Raw genomic sequence first — 14,955 nt, 5'->3', positions numbered from 1 at the left:
CTAATGTCAAACCGAGGGGGGAAGGGTATGATGCGCTCGTTAAAAGTGTGCGCTGTAGCTGGGTTTAGTTGCCTTACCGCACAAGTATTAGTTTATATAAGATGAGATTGACACTATGACACAGGATTCATCCCCCACTTCACCAGAACAAGATAACGCAAATTTGGCGCGTCAAATGAAGCTTGGGATGCGCCAGTGGGCGAGCGGCGTTTCGGTAATTGCTGCGCGAGATGAACAGGGTGAGCCGCATGCAATGACAGCCTCGTCGCTTACCTCGGTATCGGATGCACCGCCTTCATTGCTGGTTTGCGTTAACACTAAGGCTCGGATGGCGGGCATTGTTGGCATTGTGGGCGCTCAGTTTTCTGTTAATTTGCTGGGAAGTCAACATCAGGTGGTGTCCAACGCGTGCGCAACGCCAGATATGTACGATAAGCGTTTTACCATTGGCGGCTGGGACACCAGCGCAACGCCAAAACTCATGGATGCGCCGGCGGTCTTTGAGTGTGAAGTCGCTGAGGTTGTTACTTATGGTACTCACCTGGTGGTCATTGGGCGTATACACAATGTTGTTTTGCATGACCAGTCGAGTACGCCACTGTGTTATTGGAATGGTGGCTATCAATCGTTGGTTGTCGAATAGCGGCGGTTAGTTAGGCTTATGGCTTTGTCACTATTCAGTCATGCTCAAATAGATCGACAAACTGATCACTTTCTGGGCCGCTCAAGCCATCTGCGACTTTGTGCTACTGCAAAGTCTATCCCCACGCATCCTTGCTGGGGCTGGTCGCTATGCAAGCGTTCCAGACGCTTGAATGCCCAGAAAACAATCAATTCGCCTTTAGGGTGACTATTATTTCGCACCAACCTGAATAGTTATATTGCTTTTAGGTGTTATTAGGCTTGGCAGCTGAATGCGCTCTAGGATGTCGTGTAGTTGAATTTTAAGCGACTTTTCGTGACTGTGAAGTTGGCTGGTGCGTTCGTGCAATACCGTGTAGAGCCGTCCTATAAGGTGGCACATTTCATTTTGGAATACGTTGAGGTTGACCAGCTCTAGCGTATTTTTGTTCTCAAGCGCCTCATTCGAGGCGGCATACTCTTGTTGTTCTATCCCAATATTATGAATCCCTGTCAGCAGTTGCTCCTGCAGCTTTCGCAAGGCAACGTTCTGCGCTTCTGGGCGATATTGAATCAAAAGGTTTAGGGCGCGATTTAAGTCTTTGTGGCTTTCGGCAATCTTCTGGCCTTGCGTTGTCAATGCGCCTGCATTGGCTTGATTGCTAGGTGGCTCAGTAATGTCTGCTTTATGTTTGGTGAGGTTGATGGCGCTATTGAGTATTTTGTGCGGGAATTCATTGTTATGAAGTTGCAGTATGCAGCGCGTTAGTTGGTGGCAATGCAAAGGGTAGTGGCTGTACTCGTTAGTGGCTCTTACGAATAAATCGGTGACGGCGACAATGGCTGTAATGTCATTAGTTTCGTTGAGCGATGCGCGCGGATAACCTGTGCCGTCGTTGCGCTCGTGATGGTCGCGAATGATATCGCACAGCGCCTGAGGCGCCCTTGATAGACGCTTTACCATGCCCGCGCCAACGGCGCCATGGACGCGAATTGCCGGGTCGTGGGTGTGGCTATCATTGAGGTGCTCAATAGCAGGCGTAATTGGGTAGGCGAGAAAGCCAATATCATGGTAGAGGCCGGCAAGAAATGCGAACTCGCGACTTTCTTCATTGAGGTCTACATCCTTTGCAATGGCAAAGCCGGCCAGTGCAGAGAAAAGCGCGTGGTAATAATGGGCTGGGTTTAGCTGCTCCAAAAGTTGAAGCTGTTGTAATAGACGAGGGTATTTAAAGCTAATATCGCAGCACTTTTTTAGGTCGGGGGCGTTTGGTGTGTCGTAAATGGCTTCTAGCCCGGGCAGTGTGCGCATAAAGTTGTGTAGGTGGCGTTGGAACTGCTCTGGCTGGCGGCATTTGAAGTCGGGCTTAACCACTGGCACTGGCGATTCCAAGCTTAGCGCTTGAACAGTCTCATTCGAAAACCCTAGTGCTTGGATGTTGTGCTCAAACTGTTGTAGCCAAGGCGACATGGTGGCGCTCTTATAAAAACGGTATAGCTTTTAGTGTAGCGCTTTGTTTCGTTATTGCTGCTTTATGGCTCTATTCGACTAAGACTTGGTCAATTTTTTCGATAAGTTGCTTGATTCTTTGTGGGTCCTCTAGCGTTGCGTCTTTGCCGCTATTGATAGGCGCGGTATTTTTTAGCTCATTGCAAAGGTTTAAGGCGACAACAACAAGTAGTTGGTCGAACTGGCTGGTTGATGCTCCTTGGCTGCGCAGCTTGCGGGCACGCTCATCGAGTAGTTTCGCAGCTTCGAGTAGGGCAGGCTTTTCTGAGGGGGTGCAGGCAACGGCAAATTCGCGGTTAAGAATATCGACGGTCACTTTTTGTGCTCGATCGCTTGGTGTTGATAGCTTGCTCATGATTGCGCCGGAGTCTCTAAATTTTTAAGGTGCTTTACAACCTGCTCTAACCGCTCGCGGGTTTTGACTTGTTGTTGCATGGATTCTTCGTAGCGTTGGCGCCATAGGCTCGATTGTGCTGCGAGCTTGATTTCGGATTGCTCTAAATTTCGGGTATAGGCAATAAGAGCATCGAGCTTTGCTTCCAAAAGGCTAATTTGTGCATCGGCCTGCTTGTTGTGCGACTCATTCAACGGTTTACTCAATGTCCTTTCCTCGTGGGCGGTGCTCTCGTTTGCAGGCTTACCTTTGCAGCCGGCTTGAAGATGCTAAACAGTCCTTATGATTACGTCAATGAGCGGTATCACGTGATAGCATAACAACTTTTTATTTCCGCGCTGCTAGCTCGGGCTAAGATTATTGAGGAATACGATGAGTGATTTAGATGCAATACATTCTTGGGAACATTGGCGCGAGTTTCTGTTTAGGTTGGGGGCGATCAGTAGTCCGGCTGATCTCCAAGGTTTTGCCTCTGGTTTGTTGGCCGGTGGGGCTGCGCTAGATGTAGAGAAGTGGCTGGCGCTTGCCGAAGAATTTATGGATTTGCCTGAGCCTGTTACGCAGATGGAGTCCAGAGAGGCGTTGGCGGCGTACTGGATTTTGGCGCAGCGCAGTATAGCCGATAGTGATTATGGCTTTCGGTTGTTACTGCCCGATGACGCTGTATCGATGTCTTTGCGGGCCGAAGCTTTGGGCCAGTGGAGCCAGAGTTTCTTGGCGGGCCTTGGGCTTTCTGAATGCAATACTGACATGCTCGACGAAGATGGTACGGATATGCTGACAACCCTTGCTGAAATTGCGCAGATTGATATTGATTTGGAGGCTAGCGATGAAAATGAAGGCCTTTATACCGAGCTTTGTGAGTTTGTGCGCATTGCGGCTATGTACCTGTACCAACATAACCAGCCCTCGTCAGACGCTGGGGGGAGTGAAGATGTGAGTGCTTCGCTACATTAGTTGATTAAAGGGCATCTCTAAAAATGCACTTTTTCCGCGTTAGCGGCTTACAGGTTTTTGCTCCTGCAAAACCTGTATACAGCCCATCCATGGATATTAGCTCCGTCCTCGAGTCCTCATTTACACTAGGTAAACTGCGGCTCTCCGGGCGGTGCTTCCTTGCTCTCACACAAAAATTACTATTTTTAGAGGCGTCCTAAAGTTAAAAGCAGAACATTAATCTTTGATTTGATGGAATAACATTATGAGCTCAACCGTTCAAGCCTACGAGGCGCGCCGTCAAAAGCTGATGGCCATGATGGCGCCAAACAGTGTAGCGATTTTACCTGCGGCGCAGGTGAAAATGCGCAGTCGCGATACGGATTACCACTTTCGCCAAGATAGCGACTTTTATTACTTATCTGGTTTTGCTGAGCCCCAAGCTTTATTGGTTTTAGCGCCAGGGCGTGCGGAGGGTGAATTTATTATTTGTTGCCGCAAGCGCAATAAAGAAAAGGAAATCTGGGAAGGTGCTATGGAAGGCCCGGAGGGGGCTGTGGCGAACTACGGTGCGGATCAAGCTTTTCCGATAGATGATATTAATGATTTGTTACCATCATTGTTGGCCGATATCGATCGGGTTTATTACCCGGTGGCTGCAACCCACGATTTTGACGGTGAGGTTATGGCTTGGCTCAACACGGTAAGATCGAAGGCGCGCAGTGGTGTGCAAGCGCCGTCGAATTTCAGCGATGTTAGCCCTTTAATTCACCAGCTCAGGCTGATTAAATCTGAACACGAGATTGCCTTGATGAGGGCTTCGTGCGAATTGGCTGCTCAGGCCCATGTGCGTGCCATGAAGTTTTGCTGTGCTGGTGTTTTTGAGTATCAGTTGGAAGCTGAGATTCTGCATACCTTTGCTATGTCTGGAGCTAGAAGTGCGGCTTACAATACGATTGTAGGTGGCGGCAATAATGCTTGTGTGCTGCATTATATTGATAATTCCGATGCGCTAAAGGCGGGCGATTTGGTGTTAATTGATGCGGGTTGTGAACTCGATTTTTATGCGGCAGATATTACAAGAACATTTCCAGTGAATGGCGTGTTTTCAGCTGAGCAGGCGGCCTTGTATGCGCTGGTGTTAAAGGCTCAGTATGCTGCGATCGATGCCGTTTCGCCTGGTCGGCGATGGAATGAACCCCATGACGCCTCGGTGAAGGTCATCACTGAAGGTTTAATTGGTTTGGGCTTGCTAGAGGGCGAGTTAGATGCGTTGATTGAGAGTGGAGCTTACAAGCGTTTTTATATGCACCGCGTTGGGCATTGGCTGGGTATGGATGTGCATGACGTGGGCGCTTACAAAGTTGATGGGCAGTGGCGCGAGCTGGAGCGCGGCATGGCGATGACGGTTGAACCGGGGCTTTATATTCCAAGCGATGATGAGTCGGTTGATGCTCGCTGGAGGGGTATTGGTATTCGCATTGAGGACGACGTTGTTGTTACGGACCACGGCTGTGAAGTGCTAACCTCGGGCGTGCCAAAGGAAATTGCCGAAATCGAAGCGCTAATGGCTTAGTTGGGCCTATTGAGGCGGGCGAACCCTTTGTGACGAGCGGTAGGGGAGCAAGAAAAAGAAGGTAAATGCCCCCGGGCCATATAAACCGCGGGGGCTGCCACTCGTTATAGTGGCTGTGGGTTGGCGGAGCCAAATTGTGTTCGGTTGCTGCTGTTTTGTATTGTTTGCAGCAATCGGCGCAACGTTTGTTGCAGTGTTGTTTGTGTGGCCCGCTACTTCGCGGGGCTTATGTTGCAATAGAATCTTGCAAATATTCTGTTGCAAACAGGCAAAAATGGCGTTCGCGCTTGCCGAGTGAATTGAGGCTTGTAGCGCCGCAACGGGTTACCTTTTGCTATTTGTTAATCTTTTGCCTTGGCCGCCGACTTACAGGCGGCTTTGCTTAAAAAATAACCTCTACTTTTACTTTGTTGTGTTGAAAACATCATTTTTACGGTAGGGCAGTTGTGCTGCCTACATGTTGCTTAGGCGTTGCGCCTGTGCCGCGGGTCCGAAGCCGTTCCAGTTATCTTCTCTACCTTCGCGCCACCCAGCCATCCAGCTTTCTCGTGCACTGCCAACATCAAAAGGGCAGTTATTCCACGATTTGCCAGAGGCTCCAGCTTGATAACCTTTGGTTAATGCGCGATCAATTTGGCTTCTTTTCTGTGTTTTCATAGGTAGACGATACCTCGCTAGTGTTTTTTACTATAACTGTCATCACCAATTGCCAGTACAATAACTGCCGTTACACTGCATACAATATTGGTATCGTGTATTGCCAGCTTTGTAGACAGGCTAGGGAAACCCTATATTTGCCTATCTTTGGGGGCATTCTCTATCGTAGATAGAGCGGTAATTTCAGTACCAGGTTTTTCACATCAAGGTTAAAGATCTGTTTGCAATATTGCTCCTTCGGGGTGGCCTAACACGCCCAGATGACATCAATATTACAAACCAGCCGCTGCGTTAGCGGATAACCAGTAAAGCAAATTTTCTTATAACAAGGAACAACTATTTTTTTCTAATGCCCCCTTTTTTAAGCGGCTAAGGTTATAAGAAAAGTGAAAGCTTTGTCGTACATTTTGTGCAGTTAAAGTTCCATTTTTAAGACTATTTTTTAATTAGAGAGTGTTATGCAATTTTTTGTTACCTGCCCTAAGGGCTTTGAAGACCTGTTATTAGAAGAGATGCAAAGCTTAGGTGCTGAGGATTGTAGACAAACGATTGCAGGCGTTGCTTGTGACGGTGAGTTGGACTTTGCCTATAAAGCGGTATTGAACTCGCGTTTGGCCAACCGTGTTTTGTGGAGTGTTAAAAAAGCGTTGGTAGAGACGGCCGACGACCTTTACGCAGCTGCCAAGGCGGTGGAATGGAAGTCTATTTGTCGGCCCGATGCCAGTTTTGCTGTAGATTTTAGTGGCTCAAACCGCGCAATTAATAACACACAGTTTGGTGCGTTAAGGGTTAAAGACGCTGTTGTTGATTATTGGCGTGAAGCGGGCTTTGAGCGCCCGAATGTGGATAAGCAATCTCCAGATGTACGGATTAATGTGCGCTTAAATCGCGGTGAGGTGACTATCGCGCTTGATTTTGCCGGTGGCAGTTTACATCAGCGGGGTTATCGCCAAGAGCAAGGTGCCGCGCCATTAAAAGAAAACCTAGCTGCCGCTATTTTGTTGCGTATGGGCTGGCCCGCGGTGGCTGCTAATGGTGGTAGTTTAATCGACCCAATGTGCGGATCTGGAACTTTTTTAACCGAGGCTGCATTAATGGCGCTCGATGTGCCACCTGGTGTTTACCGAGAGCATTGGGCCTTTGGGCATTTAAGTGTTCATCAGCCCGCACTCTGGGAGCGGCAATATTCGGTAGCAAAAGGGCAGCTTGCTAAGGCTGCTGATACAGCGTTGCCGCCTATTTTTGGCTTTGATATGCATCCACCTGTGCTTCGCGCAGCCAATAACAATATTCAGCGCGCCGGTTTGCAGGGGAAGGTTATTGTGGGGCACAACACCTTGGCACAATTGCGATGCGATAATGGTTGGCCTGCGGGCATTATCGTTACAAACCCACCTTATGGTGAACGTTTAGGTGAGGTCGAGGCGCTTAAAGGGACGTATTTACAAATGGCGCAAGTGGCTAAAGAGTACTTTGCCGGTTGGACCCTGGGCGTGTTTACTGGTAACCCCGAGCTTGCGCAGCATATGCGAATGCGCGCAAGCAAGAAAAACAAGTTGTTTAATGGTGCGATTGCTTGCGAATTGCAGCAATTTAAAATATTAGCGGCATCAGAAGCGACCTTAAGGAAGGGGGAGGCAACGGAAGAGCGGCCGATTAATTTATCGCTAACTGATGGCGCACAAATGGTCGCTAACCGGCTGCGCAAAAATGTTAAAGCTTTAAAGCCTTGGTTAAAGAAAACAGGTAATGAGTGTTACCGCGTTTACGATGCTGACATGCCTGAATATTCTGCAGCAATTGATATCTATGCAGGAGAAGTGCATTTGCAAGAATACGCGGCGCCAAAAACAATTAAACCCGCGGCTGCAAAAGCGCGATTTAACGAAATACATGCTGCTGTATGCCAAGTGTTTGAAAAAGCGCCAGACGAAATAGCCACTAAAACCCGAGAGCGAAACAAAGGCGAAAAACAATACGAAAAATTTGCCTTGGCAGATAACCCTGATATTAAGGTGATGGAGGGGCATGCAGCTTTTTGGGTTAATTTACATAAATATATTGATACTGGCTTATTTTTAGATCACCGGCCATTGCGCTTAAAAATTGCTAGCGAAGTGCTTGGTAAATCATTTTTAAACCTGTTTTGCTATACCGCTACCGCAAGTGTTCATGCCGCGTTAGGCGGCGCTAAAAAAACTGTTAGCGTAGATATGAGCAAAACTTATTTAGCTTGGGCCAAGCGCAATTTTGATCTCAACCATATTGGAGAAGAGAATCACCTGCTGGTGCAGTCGGATGTCAGTAAATATTTGGCGGGTTGTCGTGAAGGCTTTGATGTCATTATGTTAGATCCACCTAGTTTTTCTAATTCAAAACGAATGGATGATGTGCTTGATATTCAACGAGATCATGTCGCACTCATTAAGCGCTGCATGGATGTATTATTGCCAACGGGCACGTTGTACTTTTCCAATAACTTAAGAACATTTAAGCTTGATGCCGATGAGTTGGTACGTTTTAACATTGAAGATATTACCGCTCAAAGTATTGATGTGGATTTTTCTAGAAATACAAAAATACATCAATGTTTTGCGATAACGCATAAACGGTAAAGTTGATTCTAGCGGGTAGATTTTTAGGTGGATACATGAAAGCGTTTGATGTTAAAGGGGCCTTTAAGCCTGCGGGCGACCAACCTAAAGCGATTGAGGCTTTAGTTGATGGTATTGAGGCGGGGCTGGCACACCAGACATTGCTGGGGGTAACTGGGTCGGGTAAAACTTTTACTATTGCAAATGTTATCCAAAAGCTGCAGCGCCCAACCATGGTTATGGCGCACAACAAAACCTTGGCGGCTCAGCTCTATAGTGAGTTTAAAGAGTTCTTCCCGAATAACGCGGTTGAATACTTTGTTTCTTATTATGATTATTATCAGCCAGAAGCTTACGTCCCTAGCTCTGATACTTTTATCGAAAAAGATGCTTCGGTTAACGAGCACATAGAGCAAATGCGTTTGAGTGCTACCAAAGCCTTGATGGAGCGAAAGGATGCCATTGTTGTCGCGACAGTATCAGCTATTTATGGCCTAGGGGACCCTGAAGCCTATTTAAAAATGGTGATTCATTTGGTCTGCGGCGATGAAATGGATCAGCGTGCATTGCTGGCGAGACTGGCCGAGCTGCAATATACCCGCAATGATATTGATTTTCATCGAGCGACTTACCGTGTGCGCGGCGATATTATCGATGTATTCCCTGCTGATAGTGAAGATTTAGCGCTGCGAATTGAGTTGTTTGATGATTGCGTCGAGTCAATCATGTTATTTGATCCGCTAACAGGGCAAGTGCAGCACAAAGTCGCCCGTTATACGCTGTACCCCAAAAGCCATTATGTAACCCCGCGCGAACGGATTGTCGAGGCAATTGACCATATTAAGGCCGAGCTTGATGTGCGTTTAGAGTATTTGCGCAATAACGACAAGCTAGTGGAGGCGCAACGAATCGAGCAGCGAGTGCGTTACGATGTGGAGATGATGCAGGAGCTGGGTTATTGCAACGGCATTGAAAACTATTCACGGTATTTGTCTGGTCGTGAGCCGGGCTTGCCGCCACCGACCTTATTCGATTATTTACCGAACGATGCACTGCTGGTTATTGATGAGTCGCATGTAACGGTGCCGCAAATTGGGGCCATGTATAAAGGTGACCGATCTCGTAAAGAAACACTTGTGGAGTACGGTTTTCGATTGCCCTCTGCGTTGGATAATCGACCGATGCGTTTTGATGAGTGGGAGCGTGCCGCACCGCAAATGATTTTTGTATCCGCGACGCCGAGTAAATACGAGCAGGCGCATGCCGGAGCCGTTGTCGAACAAGTGGTTCGTCCAACAGGGTTAGTTGACCCCAATATTGAAATACGGCCGGCTGGTACGCAGGTGGATGATTGCTTGAGCGAAATTCACAAAGTCGTTAAAAGCGATGAGCGAGTGCTCATCACGGTTTTAACGAAACGCATGGCTGAAGATTTGACCGACTTTTTGCAGGAGCAGGGCGTTCGTGTTCGTTATTTGCATTCAGATATCGATACTGTTGAGCGTGTAGAAATTATCAGAGATTTAAGGGCTGGCGAGTTTGATGTTCTGGTCGGCATTAACTTACTGCGAGAAGGGTTAGATATGCCCGAGGTTTCTCTGGTGGCGATTTTTGATGCGGACAAGGAAGGTTTTTTGCGATCGGAGACCTCTTTAATTCAAACCATTGGCCGTGCTGCGCGAAACGTAAACGGCCGATGTATTTTGTATGCCGATAAAATTACAGGCTCTATGCAGCGCGCAATTGATGAGACTGATCGCCGAAGGACTAAGCAAGTTGCCCACAATCTTGAGCATGGCATAACGCCAAAGGGTATTAAAAAGCGCGTGACTGACATTTTAGATGGCGCGCGTATTCCTGGGGCTAAAGTGGGCAAGCGAAAAGCGGCATCGGGCGCAAGTGCAGACTTCTTAACGCCAGAGCTTAAGGGAAAAGATGTATGGCTGCAGGTGGCTGAACTTGAAAAGCAAATGTTTGATGCTGCCAAAAACTTGGAATTTGAAAAGGCTGGGGCGTTACGCGATGCTATTCATAAGCTAAAAGAGGGCGGAGTTTAAAGCGGGTTTCTTTGTGTTAGCTGTGCGCAGGCAAATGTTTTTACTGTGAGTGATAGTCGTTTCGCACCAAAATAGGTAGCTTTGTGTAGAATGCACACTGCTATGGATTGGTGTGGTGCGTTTGATGATGCTTTCGGGAGTGGAGGCTAAAGCGATAACCACTTATCGCGCCCACTAAGAGGCGCAATAATAATGACTCTTGCTACCGGGGAACCCCATGAAAACTATCGTAAGCGCTCTTGCCTTATTGGCATGCAGTAGCCCTGTGTTCGCTCAGGACGCACTTAACGGCGGTAATACTGCCTGGATTTTAACGGCCACCGCTTTAGTCTTGTTTATGACGCTGCCTGGCTTATCGCTATTTTACGCGGGGCTTGTCCGCTCTAAAAATGTGCTGTCTGTTCTGGTTCAGTGTTTTGCGATCGCTTGCATTGCATCCATTCTATGGTTGGCGCTTGGTTACAGCTTAGCTTTCACCGAAGGCAATAACTGGATCGGTGGCTTTGGTCGTGTAATGTTCTCGGGCATGGGGACCGAGTCTTTATCAGGTGACATCCCCGAGCCGCTGTTTGCTCTTTTTCAAATGACGTTTGCAGTGATTACACCGGCACTTATTGTTGGTGCTTTTGCCGAGCGGATGAAGTTCTCGTCAGTATTAATTTTTAGTGCGCTTTGGTTGCTAGTGGTTTACGTACCTATTTGCCATTGGGTGTGGGGTGGCGGCTGGCTGGCTGATATGGGGCTCTTAGATTTTGCTGGTGGCACAGTGGTTCATATTACCGCTGGTGTCGCGGCGCTGGTAACGGCGATGATGATTGGTAACCGCAGGGGCTTCCCTGAAAGCCCTATGCCGCCGCACAACATGACAATGACAGTGACAGGTGCTGGCATGCTGTGGGTTGGCTGGTTTGGTTTTAATGGCGGTAGTGCGTTGGCCGCCGGTGGCGCAGCTGCAATGGCTATGCTTGTGACTCACTTATCTGCTGCTGCAGGCGCTTTGGCTTGGATGGTTGTTGAGTGGAAAAAGTTTGGCAAACCAAGTGCGTTGGGTATTGTGACGGGTATGGTTGCTGGCCTAGGCACTATTACCCCGGCCTCAGGCTCTGTTGGGCCGGCGGCGGCTATTGTTATTGGTTTAACAGCCGGTGTTGTATGTTTTATTGCCACCCACTGGATAAAGCGCGGTTTGAAAATTGATGATTCATTAGATGTATTTCCTGTACACGGAGTGGGCGGTATTTTAGGTACTTTAATGGTGGGCATTTTCGCTTCCACAGAGCTTGGTATTTTTTCCGGCTTAGGCTTTGGTGGCGATAACACCTCAATTGGTCAACAGTTGGGGGTTCAGTTTGTGGGTGTACTCAGTACTGCAGTTTATACGGCAGTTGTGACTTTTGTGCTGGTTAAGTTAACCGGTGTGCTTACTGGTGGCATCCGCGTGAGCGCGGAAGAAGAAACACAAGGGCTCGATATTACTCTGCACGAAGAAGTGGGCTATAAACTTTAGCTAGCCGCTTACTGCAATAAAAAAGGCGCCGATCGGCGCCTTTTTTATTGCTTTACCCTGCAGCCATAATGTGTTGGTTTACTGAATTTGGCACTTGAGTGTAAAGGTTGGCCGGCAGAGTTAATTCGATGGCTATTTCGCAGTAACCTTCGATACAGGGGCTTAATACCTCGACGCTTGCGTTGCCTCCCATTTCTTCTAGGGTGCTTTTTACCTGTGCAATGCCGTAACGGTAGCTGCTATCGATCGATGGTGAGCTAGGTGTATACACTTTTGGGTTGAACAGCAGCTGAGCCACGGTATTGATGTTTTTGGTTTCAGCGGGTGTTATTTGCCCCTTGTGAGCGCCTTTTTCAGCTAGCCGTTTGATATTCAGCCCTTTCCCGTCATCGGTTATGCGAATAACCAAGTGGCTGGATTTTTCGCTGATTTTAAGCGTGATCACCCCCGAGCTGTCTTTGCCAAGTCTTTTACGCTCTTCTTTTGATTCGAAGCTGTGGTATATCGCGTTGCGAAGTATTTGATCGAGTACCTCGGTGACAGAGGCTTTAAGTTTATTCAGCACACGGAAATCGTTTGATGGGGCGTAAATCGAGGGTTTCGTTTTATCTAGCGGCTCGGCAATATCTGCCAGAAGGTCTAAGCGCTGGTTGGCTAAAAGGACAATATCCAGTGTGGTGGCATCCAAAAGAATATTCTCTATAGCAGCTAAACTTGTTAGCCCATTCCTACCTGAAATGGCCGGTTTCAAATTTTTTAACTCTGAAGCAATTGTGTATAGCTGCTCCTTGCTGAGTTGCGGGGCCGCTGTAGCGTCCGTGCGTTTTAGTATGTCGTGATTGATGTGTTTGTAGCGCTCAATTTTAGTGGTGATGATTTGCAGGTCTGAAAGTAAATCGGCGACTTTCCAAGTGTTATCGAGTTTTTTGCGTATGGCGTCGTATCTCGATTCAATAGTATGGAGGCTCTGCGTTAAGTGGGTTAAACCCTGAGTGCGAGCCTCTTTTTTTATGTTATGAATATTGTGAAAAAGGGCATCGAAATCTATTTGGTCGGAATGCTCATAATCGCGAATTAGCTTAATGTTACGGTTGAGGGTGCTTTGAGTGTAATGCATAAGCTCTTCAAACTTTAGTGTATTAACTTTTAATACTTGCCCTACCAGTTCTAGCTCTTCTTTTTGTGCGCGAGTCGTGCGCTCCAGCGCATCTTGGTGTGTTGTATCTGAAATGGTCAGCATTAACTTGGTAATCACACCCTTATCAATAATGGGGTCCCAGTGGGTTAGTAGCGTTTTGTTGCTGCCGTTAGGGTCGATTATGTTGAGCTCTTCGCATAGCAGGTGGCTATTAAATGCGTACATCAGCTCCTGACTGCCAAGTGTTGTATCTATCGCGCAGGTTATTTGATTAATTTGGGCCGAGCTAAGGCCGGTGTTGGCGAATAGAAGCTCTTTATAATGCTCGCCAGGAGTGATTCTTGTATTGAGGATAAGCTCGAGCTTTTGCGAGTAGTGGTCATCAATAAGGCCGTGCTCGGTAATAATTAACATGCCTTCATGCAGGTTTCTCATTAGGTTTGAAAGGTCGTTGTTTCTGGATTCTAAGCCCTCGCGTGTTGTTCGGTTGTCTTGTTTTAATTTGGCCAGTTGTGTTTTGAGGCTATTGTTTTCCGTAATGCGAGAAAGCGAGGCGCACAAAAGCCGGCCCAGTTGGCGGGTGATTTTGTCTGAGGGCATGGGCGTTGCTTGGCGTTGCTGAGCTTCGAGCTCATTGATGATCAGTATGCTGCCTTCTTGTTTGTGGGTGTGGGCTATGATGGGCAGCGCGAAAACAGTAACCTGTTGGTTGCATAGCACATCGCCGGTTTGCAGGTTTGCAGGCTTGGCTTGTTGCTTAAACGCAGTTAGCGTGCGCTCTATTAGAATGTTGAGCTCTGGGCTTAGAGAGGCCGTAGTTTCCGTTTCTCCCTCTTCGTTGTGCTTCCCCTTTTCAAGCAAATAAATGTGTTCTTGGTTATTTTGATCGGTAACGAGCAGCACAATGATGGATGCGTGAGTGTAGTCGTATAGTGTTTGCGTGATGGCAAGCGCTGCCGCTACGGGTGTTGAGGCATTTGCAATTTTAAGGGTTGCTTGGGTGAGTAACTGCTGCTCCTCTACACAGGTATTCCATTGCAGCGCCAATTGATTGTATGTGAGTGTTAATGGCACAGCGTTGCTTGTCGTTATTGGTTCTAACAAGTGAGAATCTAACGCTTGGCTGATGGATTCTTCTATAACTGCAACTGACTGGGTTATTGTGCGTGTGACTCGCTGAGCAAGGTAGGCGCAACTGATTGCGGTAGCGGTAAGAAGGAATAATAAAATAATCGCTGCGCCAAACAGCTTTTTGGGCAAAGTTGGTTGAGGGGGGGCTGCCGGTATTTCGGTGGCAAAGTAGACGGCACCTTTGAATTCATTGTCGATAACAATTGGGCTAGCGAATAATGTGACGGCTTGTTCGTTTAACTGGGTTTTCAAATGACCGGGTTCTTGTAGCTCGCTTCCCCATAGGCTGTTTTCGTCAGCTAGCGAGTCTAGTGATTCTGGAATGCCTTGCGGTTTTGATGGCGTGGCAAGAGCCCAAGGTACTAAGTCTTCGTCTAGATAAGCTCCATAAATAATTTTGGGGTTAAATGCTACCGTGGTAGCAATAAGGCTTCGAACGCTGTTAATGTCCTGCGCTTCGATAAGAGGCGTTAGTGCGTGGCTAGTTGTCTTGACCAGTGTCAACCCTAAGGCTGTGGAGGGTTGGGGGGGCGTAAAATCTTTGGCTTTTTGATTGGCTTGGTAAACTACAATGCCAGTAAAGAACGTAAGGGCGGCACTAATAACAATGCCGCCTAAACTTATGCCTAATATTTTTTGAGTAAGCGTCATGTTTATCTCCCTAAGTGCTTATAGGGTCGGGCTGATAAGCACTTGATTCGCTGCGGCTTAACGCTGTGCGAAGGGGCGTATTTTAGTAATGCGCGGTTGGTGTTGTTGCTTTTAAGTGTGGCCAACAATTGAGGATGTTGCCAGTGCCGCGGCTTGAAAAAACGTGCCCAAGAAGATTGTAGC

Annotated in this window: 11 protein-coding genes; 6 read left to right on the top strand and 5 right to left on the bottom strand. The window is 47.7% G+C overall.

What is annotated here, in order from left to right:
* Positions 1-115: 115 nt before the first annotated feature.
* Complete coding sequence (locus tag MARGE09_RS16120; protein WP_236983590.1) at positions 116-643, top strand: flavin reductase family protein; 528 nt, start codon at positions 116-118, stop codon at positions 641-643.
* A gap of 210 nt (positions 644-853) precedes the next feature.
* Here the strand turns inward: MARGE09_RS16120 and MARGE09_RS16115 are convergent, their stop codons facing one another.
* From MARGE09_RS16115 to MARGE09_RS16105, 3 genes are all read right to left on the bottom strand, one after another.
* Positions 854-2,092 (bottom strand): HD-GYP domain-containing protein, encoded by a 1,239-nt coding sequence (locus MARGE09_RS16115; protein ID WP_236983588.1) that lies wholly within the window; start codon positions 2,090-2,092, stop codon positions 854-856.
* A 70-nt stretch (positions 2,093-2,162) separates the two neighbouring features.
* Positions 2,163-2,486, bottom strand: coding sequence for a cell division protein ZapA (locus MARGE09_RS16110; protein ID WP_236983586.1), 324 nt, complete (start codon positions 2,484-2,486; stop codon positions 2,163-2,165).
* Positions 2,483-2,731: a hypothetical protein gene (locus MARGE09_RS16105; RefSeq protein WP_236983583.1), complete on the bottom strand. Its 249-nt coding sequence runs from the start codon at positions 2,729-2,731 to the stop codon at positions 2,483-2,485. The genes MARGE09_RS16110 and MARGE09_RS16105 overlap by 4 nt, the downstream gene beginning before the upstream one ends.
* Positions 2,732-2,897: 166 nt before the next feature.
* Here MARGE09_RS16105 and MARGE09_RS16100 point away from each other — a divergent pair, with 166 nt between their 5' ends.
* Together MARGE09_RS16100 and pepP are read left to right on the top strand one after the other, a co-directional pair.
* Positions 2,898-3,482, top strand: a complete 585-nt coding sequence (locus MARGE09_RS16100) for a UPF0149 family protein (RefSeq protein WP_236983581.1) — start codon at positions 2,898-2,900, stop codon at positions 3,480-3,482.
* A 244-nt stretch (positions 3,483-3,726) separates the two neighbouring features.
* Positions 3,727-5,037, top strand: a complete 1,311-nt coding sequence (gene pepP / locus MARGE09_RS16095; protein ID WP_236983579.1) for a Xaa-Pro aminopeptidase — start codon at positions 3,727-3,729, stop codon at positions 5,035-5,037.
* A 453-nt stretch (positions 5,038-5,490) separates the two neighbouring features.
* Here pepP and rmf read toward each other — a convergent pair whose 3' ends face one another.
* Complete coding sequence (gene rmf / locus MARGE09_RS16090; RefSeq protein ID WP_236983570.1) at positions 5,491-5,694, bottom strand: ribosome modulation factor; 204 nt, start codon at positions 5,692-5,694, stop codon at positions 5,491-5,493.
* 458 nt (positions 5,695-6,152) lie between these two features.
* Between rmf and rlmKL the strand changes: the two genes are divergently transcribed.
* The 3 genes from rlmKL (at position 6,153) to MARGE09_RS16075 (ending at position 11,852) form a co-directional block, all read left to right on the top strand.
* A complete protein-coding gene (gene rlmKL / locus MARGE09_RS16085) occupies positions 6,153-8,309 on the top strand; it encodes a bifunctional 23S rRNA (guanine(2069)-N(7))-methyltransferase RlmK/23S rRNA (guanine(2445)-N(2))-methyltransferase RlmL (protein ID WP_236983569.1) in 2,157 nt (718 codons plus the stop codon).
* A gap of 35 nt (positions 8,310-8,344) precedes the next feature.
* On the top strand, positions 8,345-10,345 hold the full coding sequence (uvrB, locus tag MARGE09_RS16080) for an excinuclease ABC subunit UvrB (protein ID WP_236983567.1): 2,001 nt from the start codon (positions 8,345-8,347) through the stop codon (positions 10,343-10,345).
* 217 nt (positions 10,346-10,562) lie between these two features.
* Positions 10,563-11,852, top strand: a complete 1,290-nt coding sequence (locus tag MARGE09_RS16075) for an ammonium transporter (protein WP_236983565.1) — start codon at positions 10,563-10,565, stop codon at positions 11,850-11,852.
* A gap of 52 nt (positions 11,853-11,904) precedes the next feature.
* Here MARGE09_RS16075 and MARGE09_RS16070 read toward each other — a convergent pair whose 3' ends face one another.
* On the bottom strand, positions 11,905-14,772 hold the full coding sequence (locus tag MARGE09_RS16070; RefSeq protein WP_236983563.1) for an ATP-binding protein: 2,868 nt from the start codon (positions 14,770-14,772) through the stop codon (positions 11,905-11,907).
* Positions 14,773-14,955: the final 183 nt, after the last annotated feature.

Source organism: Marinagarivorans cellulosilyticus (assembly GCF_021655555.1).
Classification (GTDB): domain Bacteria; phylum Pseudomonadota; class Gammaproteobacteria; order Pseudomonadales; family Cellvibrionaceae; genus Marinagarivorans; species Marinagarivorans cellulosilyticus.
The sequence above is the reverse complement of the archived record's forward strand: the minus strand, read 5'-3'. Positions and strand labels throughout refer to the sequence as shown.

Bases quoted from the DNA above. Each gene is read 5' to 3' on its own strand.
- MARGE09_RS16070 (WP_236983563.1), bottom strand. From the start codon at position 14,772: ATGACGCTTACTCAAAAAATATTAGGCATAAGTTTAGGCGGCATTGTT.
- MARGE09_RS16120 (WP_236983590.1), top strand. From the start codon at position 116: ATGACACAGGATTCATCCCCCACTTCACCAGAACAAGATAACGCAAAT.
- MARGE09_RS16075 (WP_236983565.1), top strand. From the start codon at position 10,563: ATGAAAACTATCGTAAGCGCTCTTGCCTTATTGGCATGCAGTAGCCCT.
- MARGE09_RS16115 (WP_236983588.1), bottom strand. From the start codon at position 2,092: ATGTCGCCTTGGCTACAACAGTTTGAGCACAACATCCAAGCACTAGGG.
- MARGE09_RS16110 (WP_236983586.1), bottom strand. From the start codon at position 2,486: ATGAGCAAGCTATCAACACCAAGCGATCGAGCACAAAAAGTGACCGTC.
- uvrB (WP_236983567.1), top strand. From the start codon at position 8,345: ATGAAAGCGTTTGATGTTAAAGGGGCCTTTAAGCCTGCGGGCGACCAA.
- rlmKL (WP_236983569.1), top strand. From the start codon at position 6,153: ATGCAATTTTTTGTTACCTGCCCTAAGGGCTTTGAAGACCTGTTATTA.
- MARGE09_RS16100 (WP_236983581.1), top strand. From the start codon at position 2,898: ATGAGTGATTTAGATGCAATACATTCTTGGGAACATTGGCGCGAGTTT.
- rmf (WP_236983570.1), bottom strand. From the start codon at position 5,694: ATGAAAACACAGAAAAGAAGCCAAATTGATCGCGCATTAACCAAAGGT.
- pepP (WP_236983579.1), top strand. From the start codon at position 3,727: ATGAGCTCAACCGTTCAAGCCTACGAGGCGCGCCGTCAAAAGCTGATG.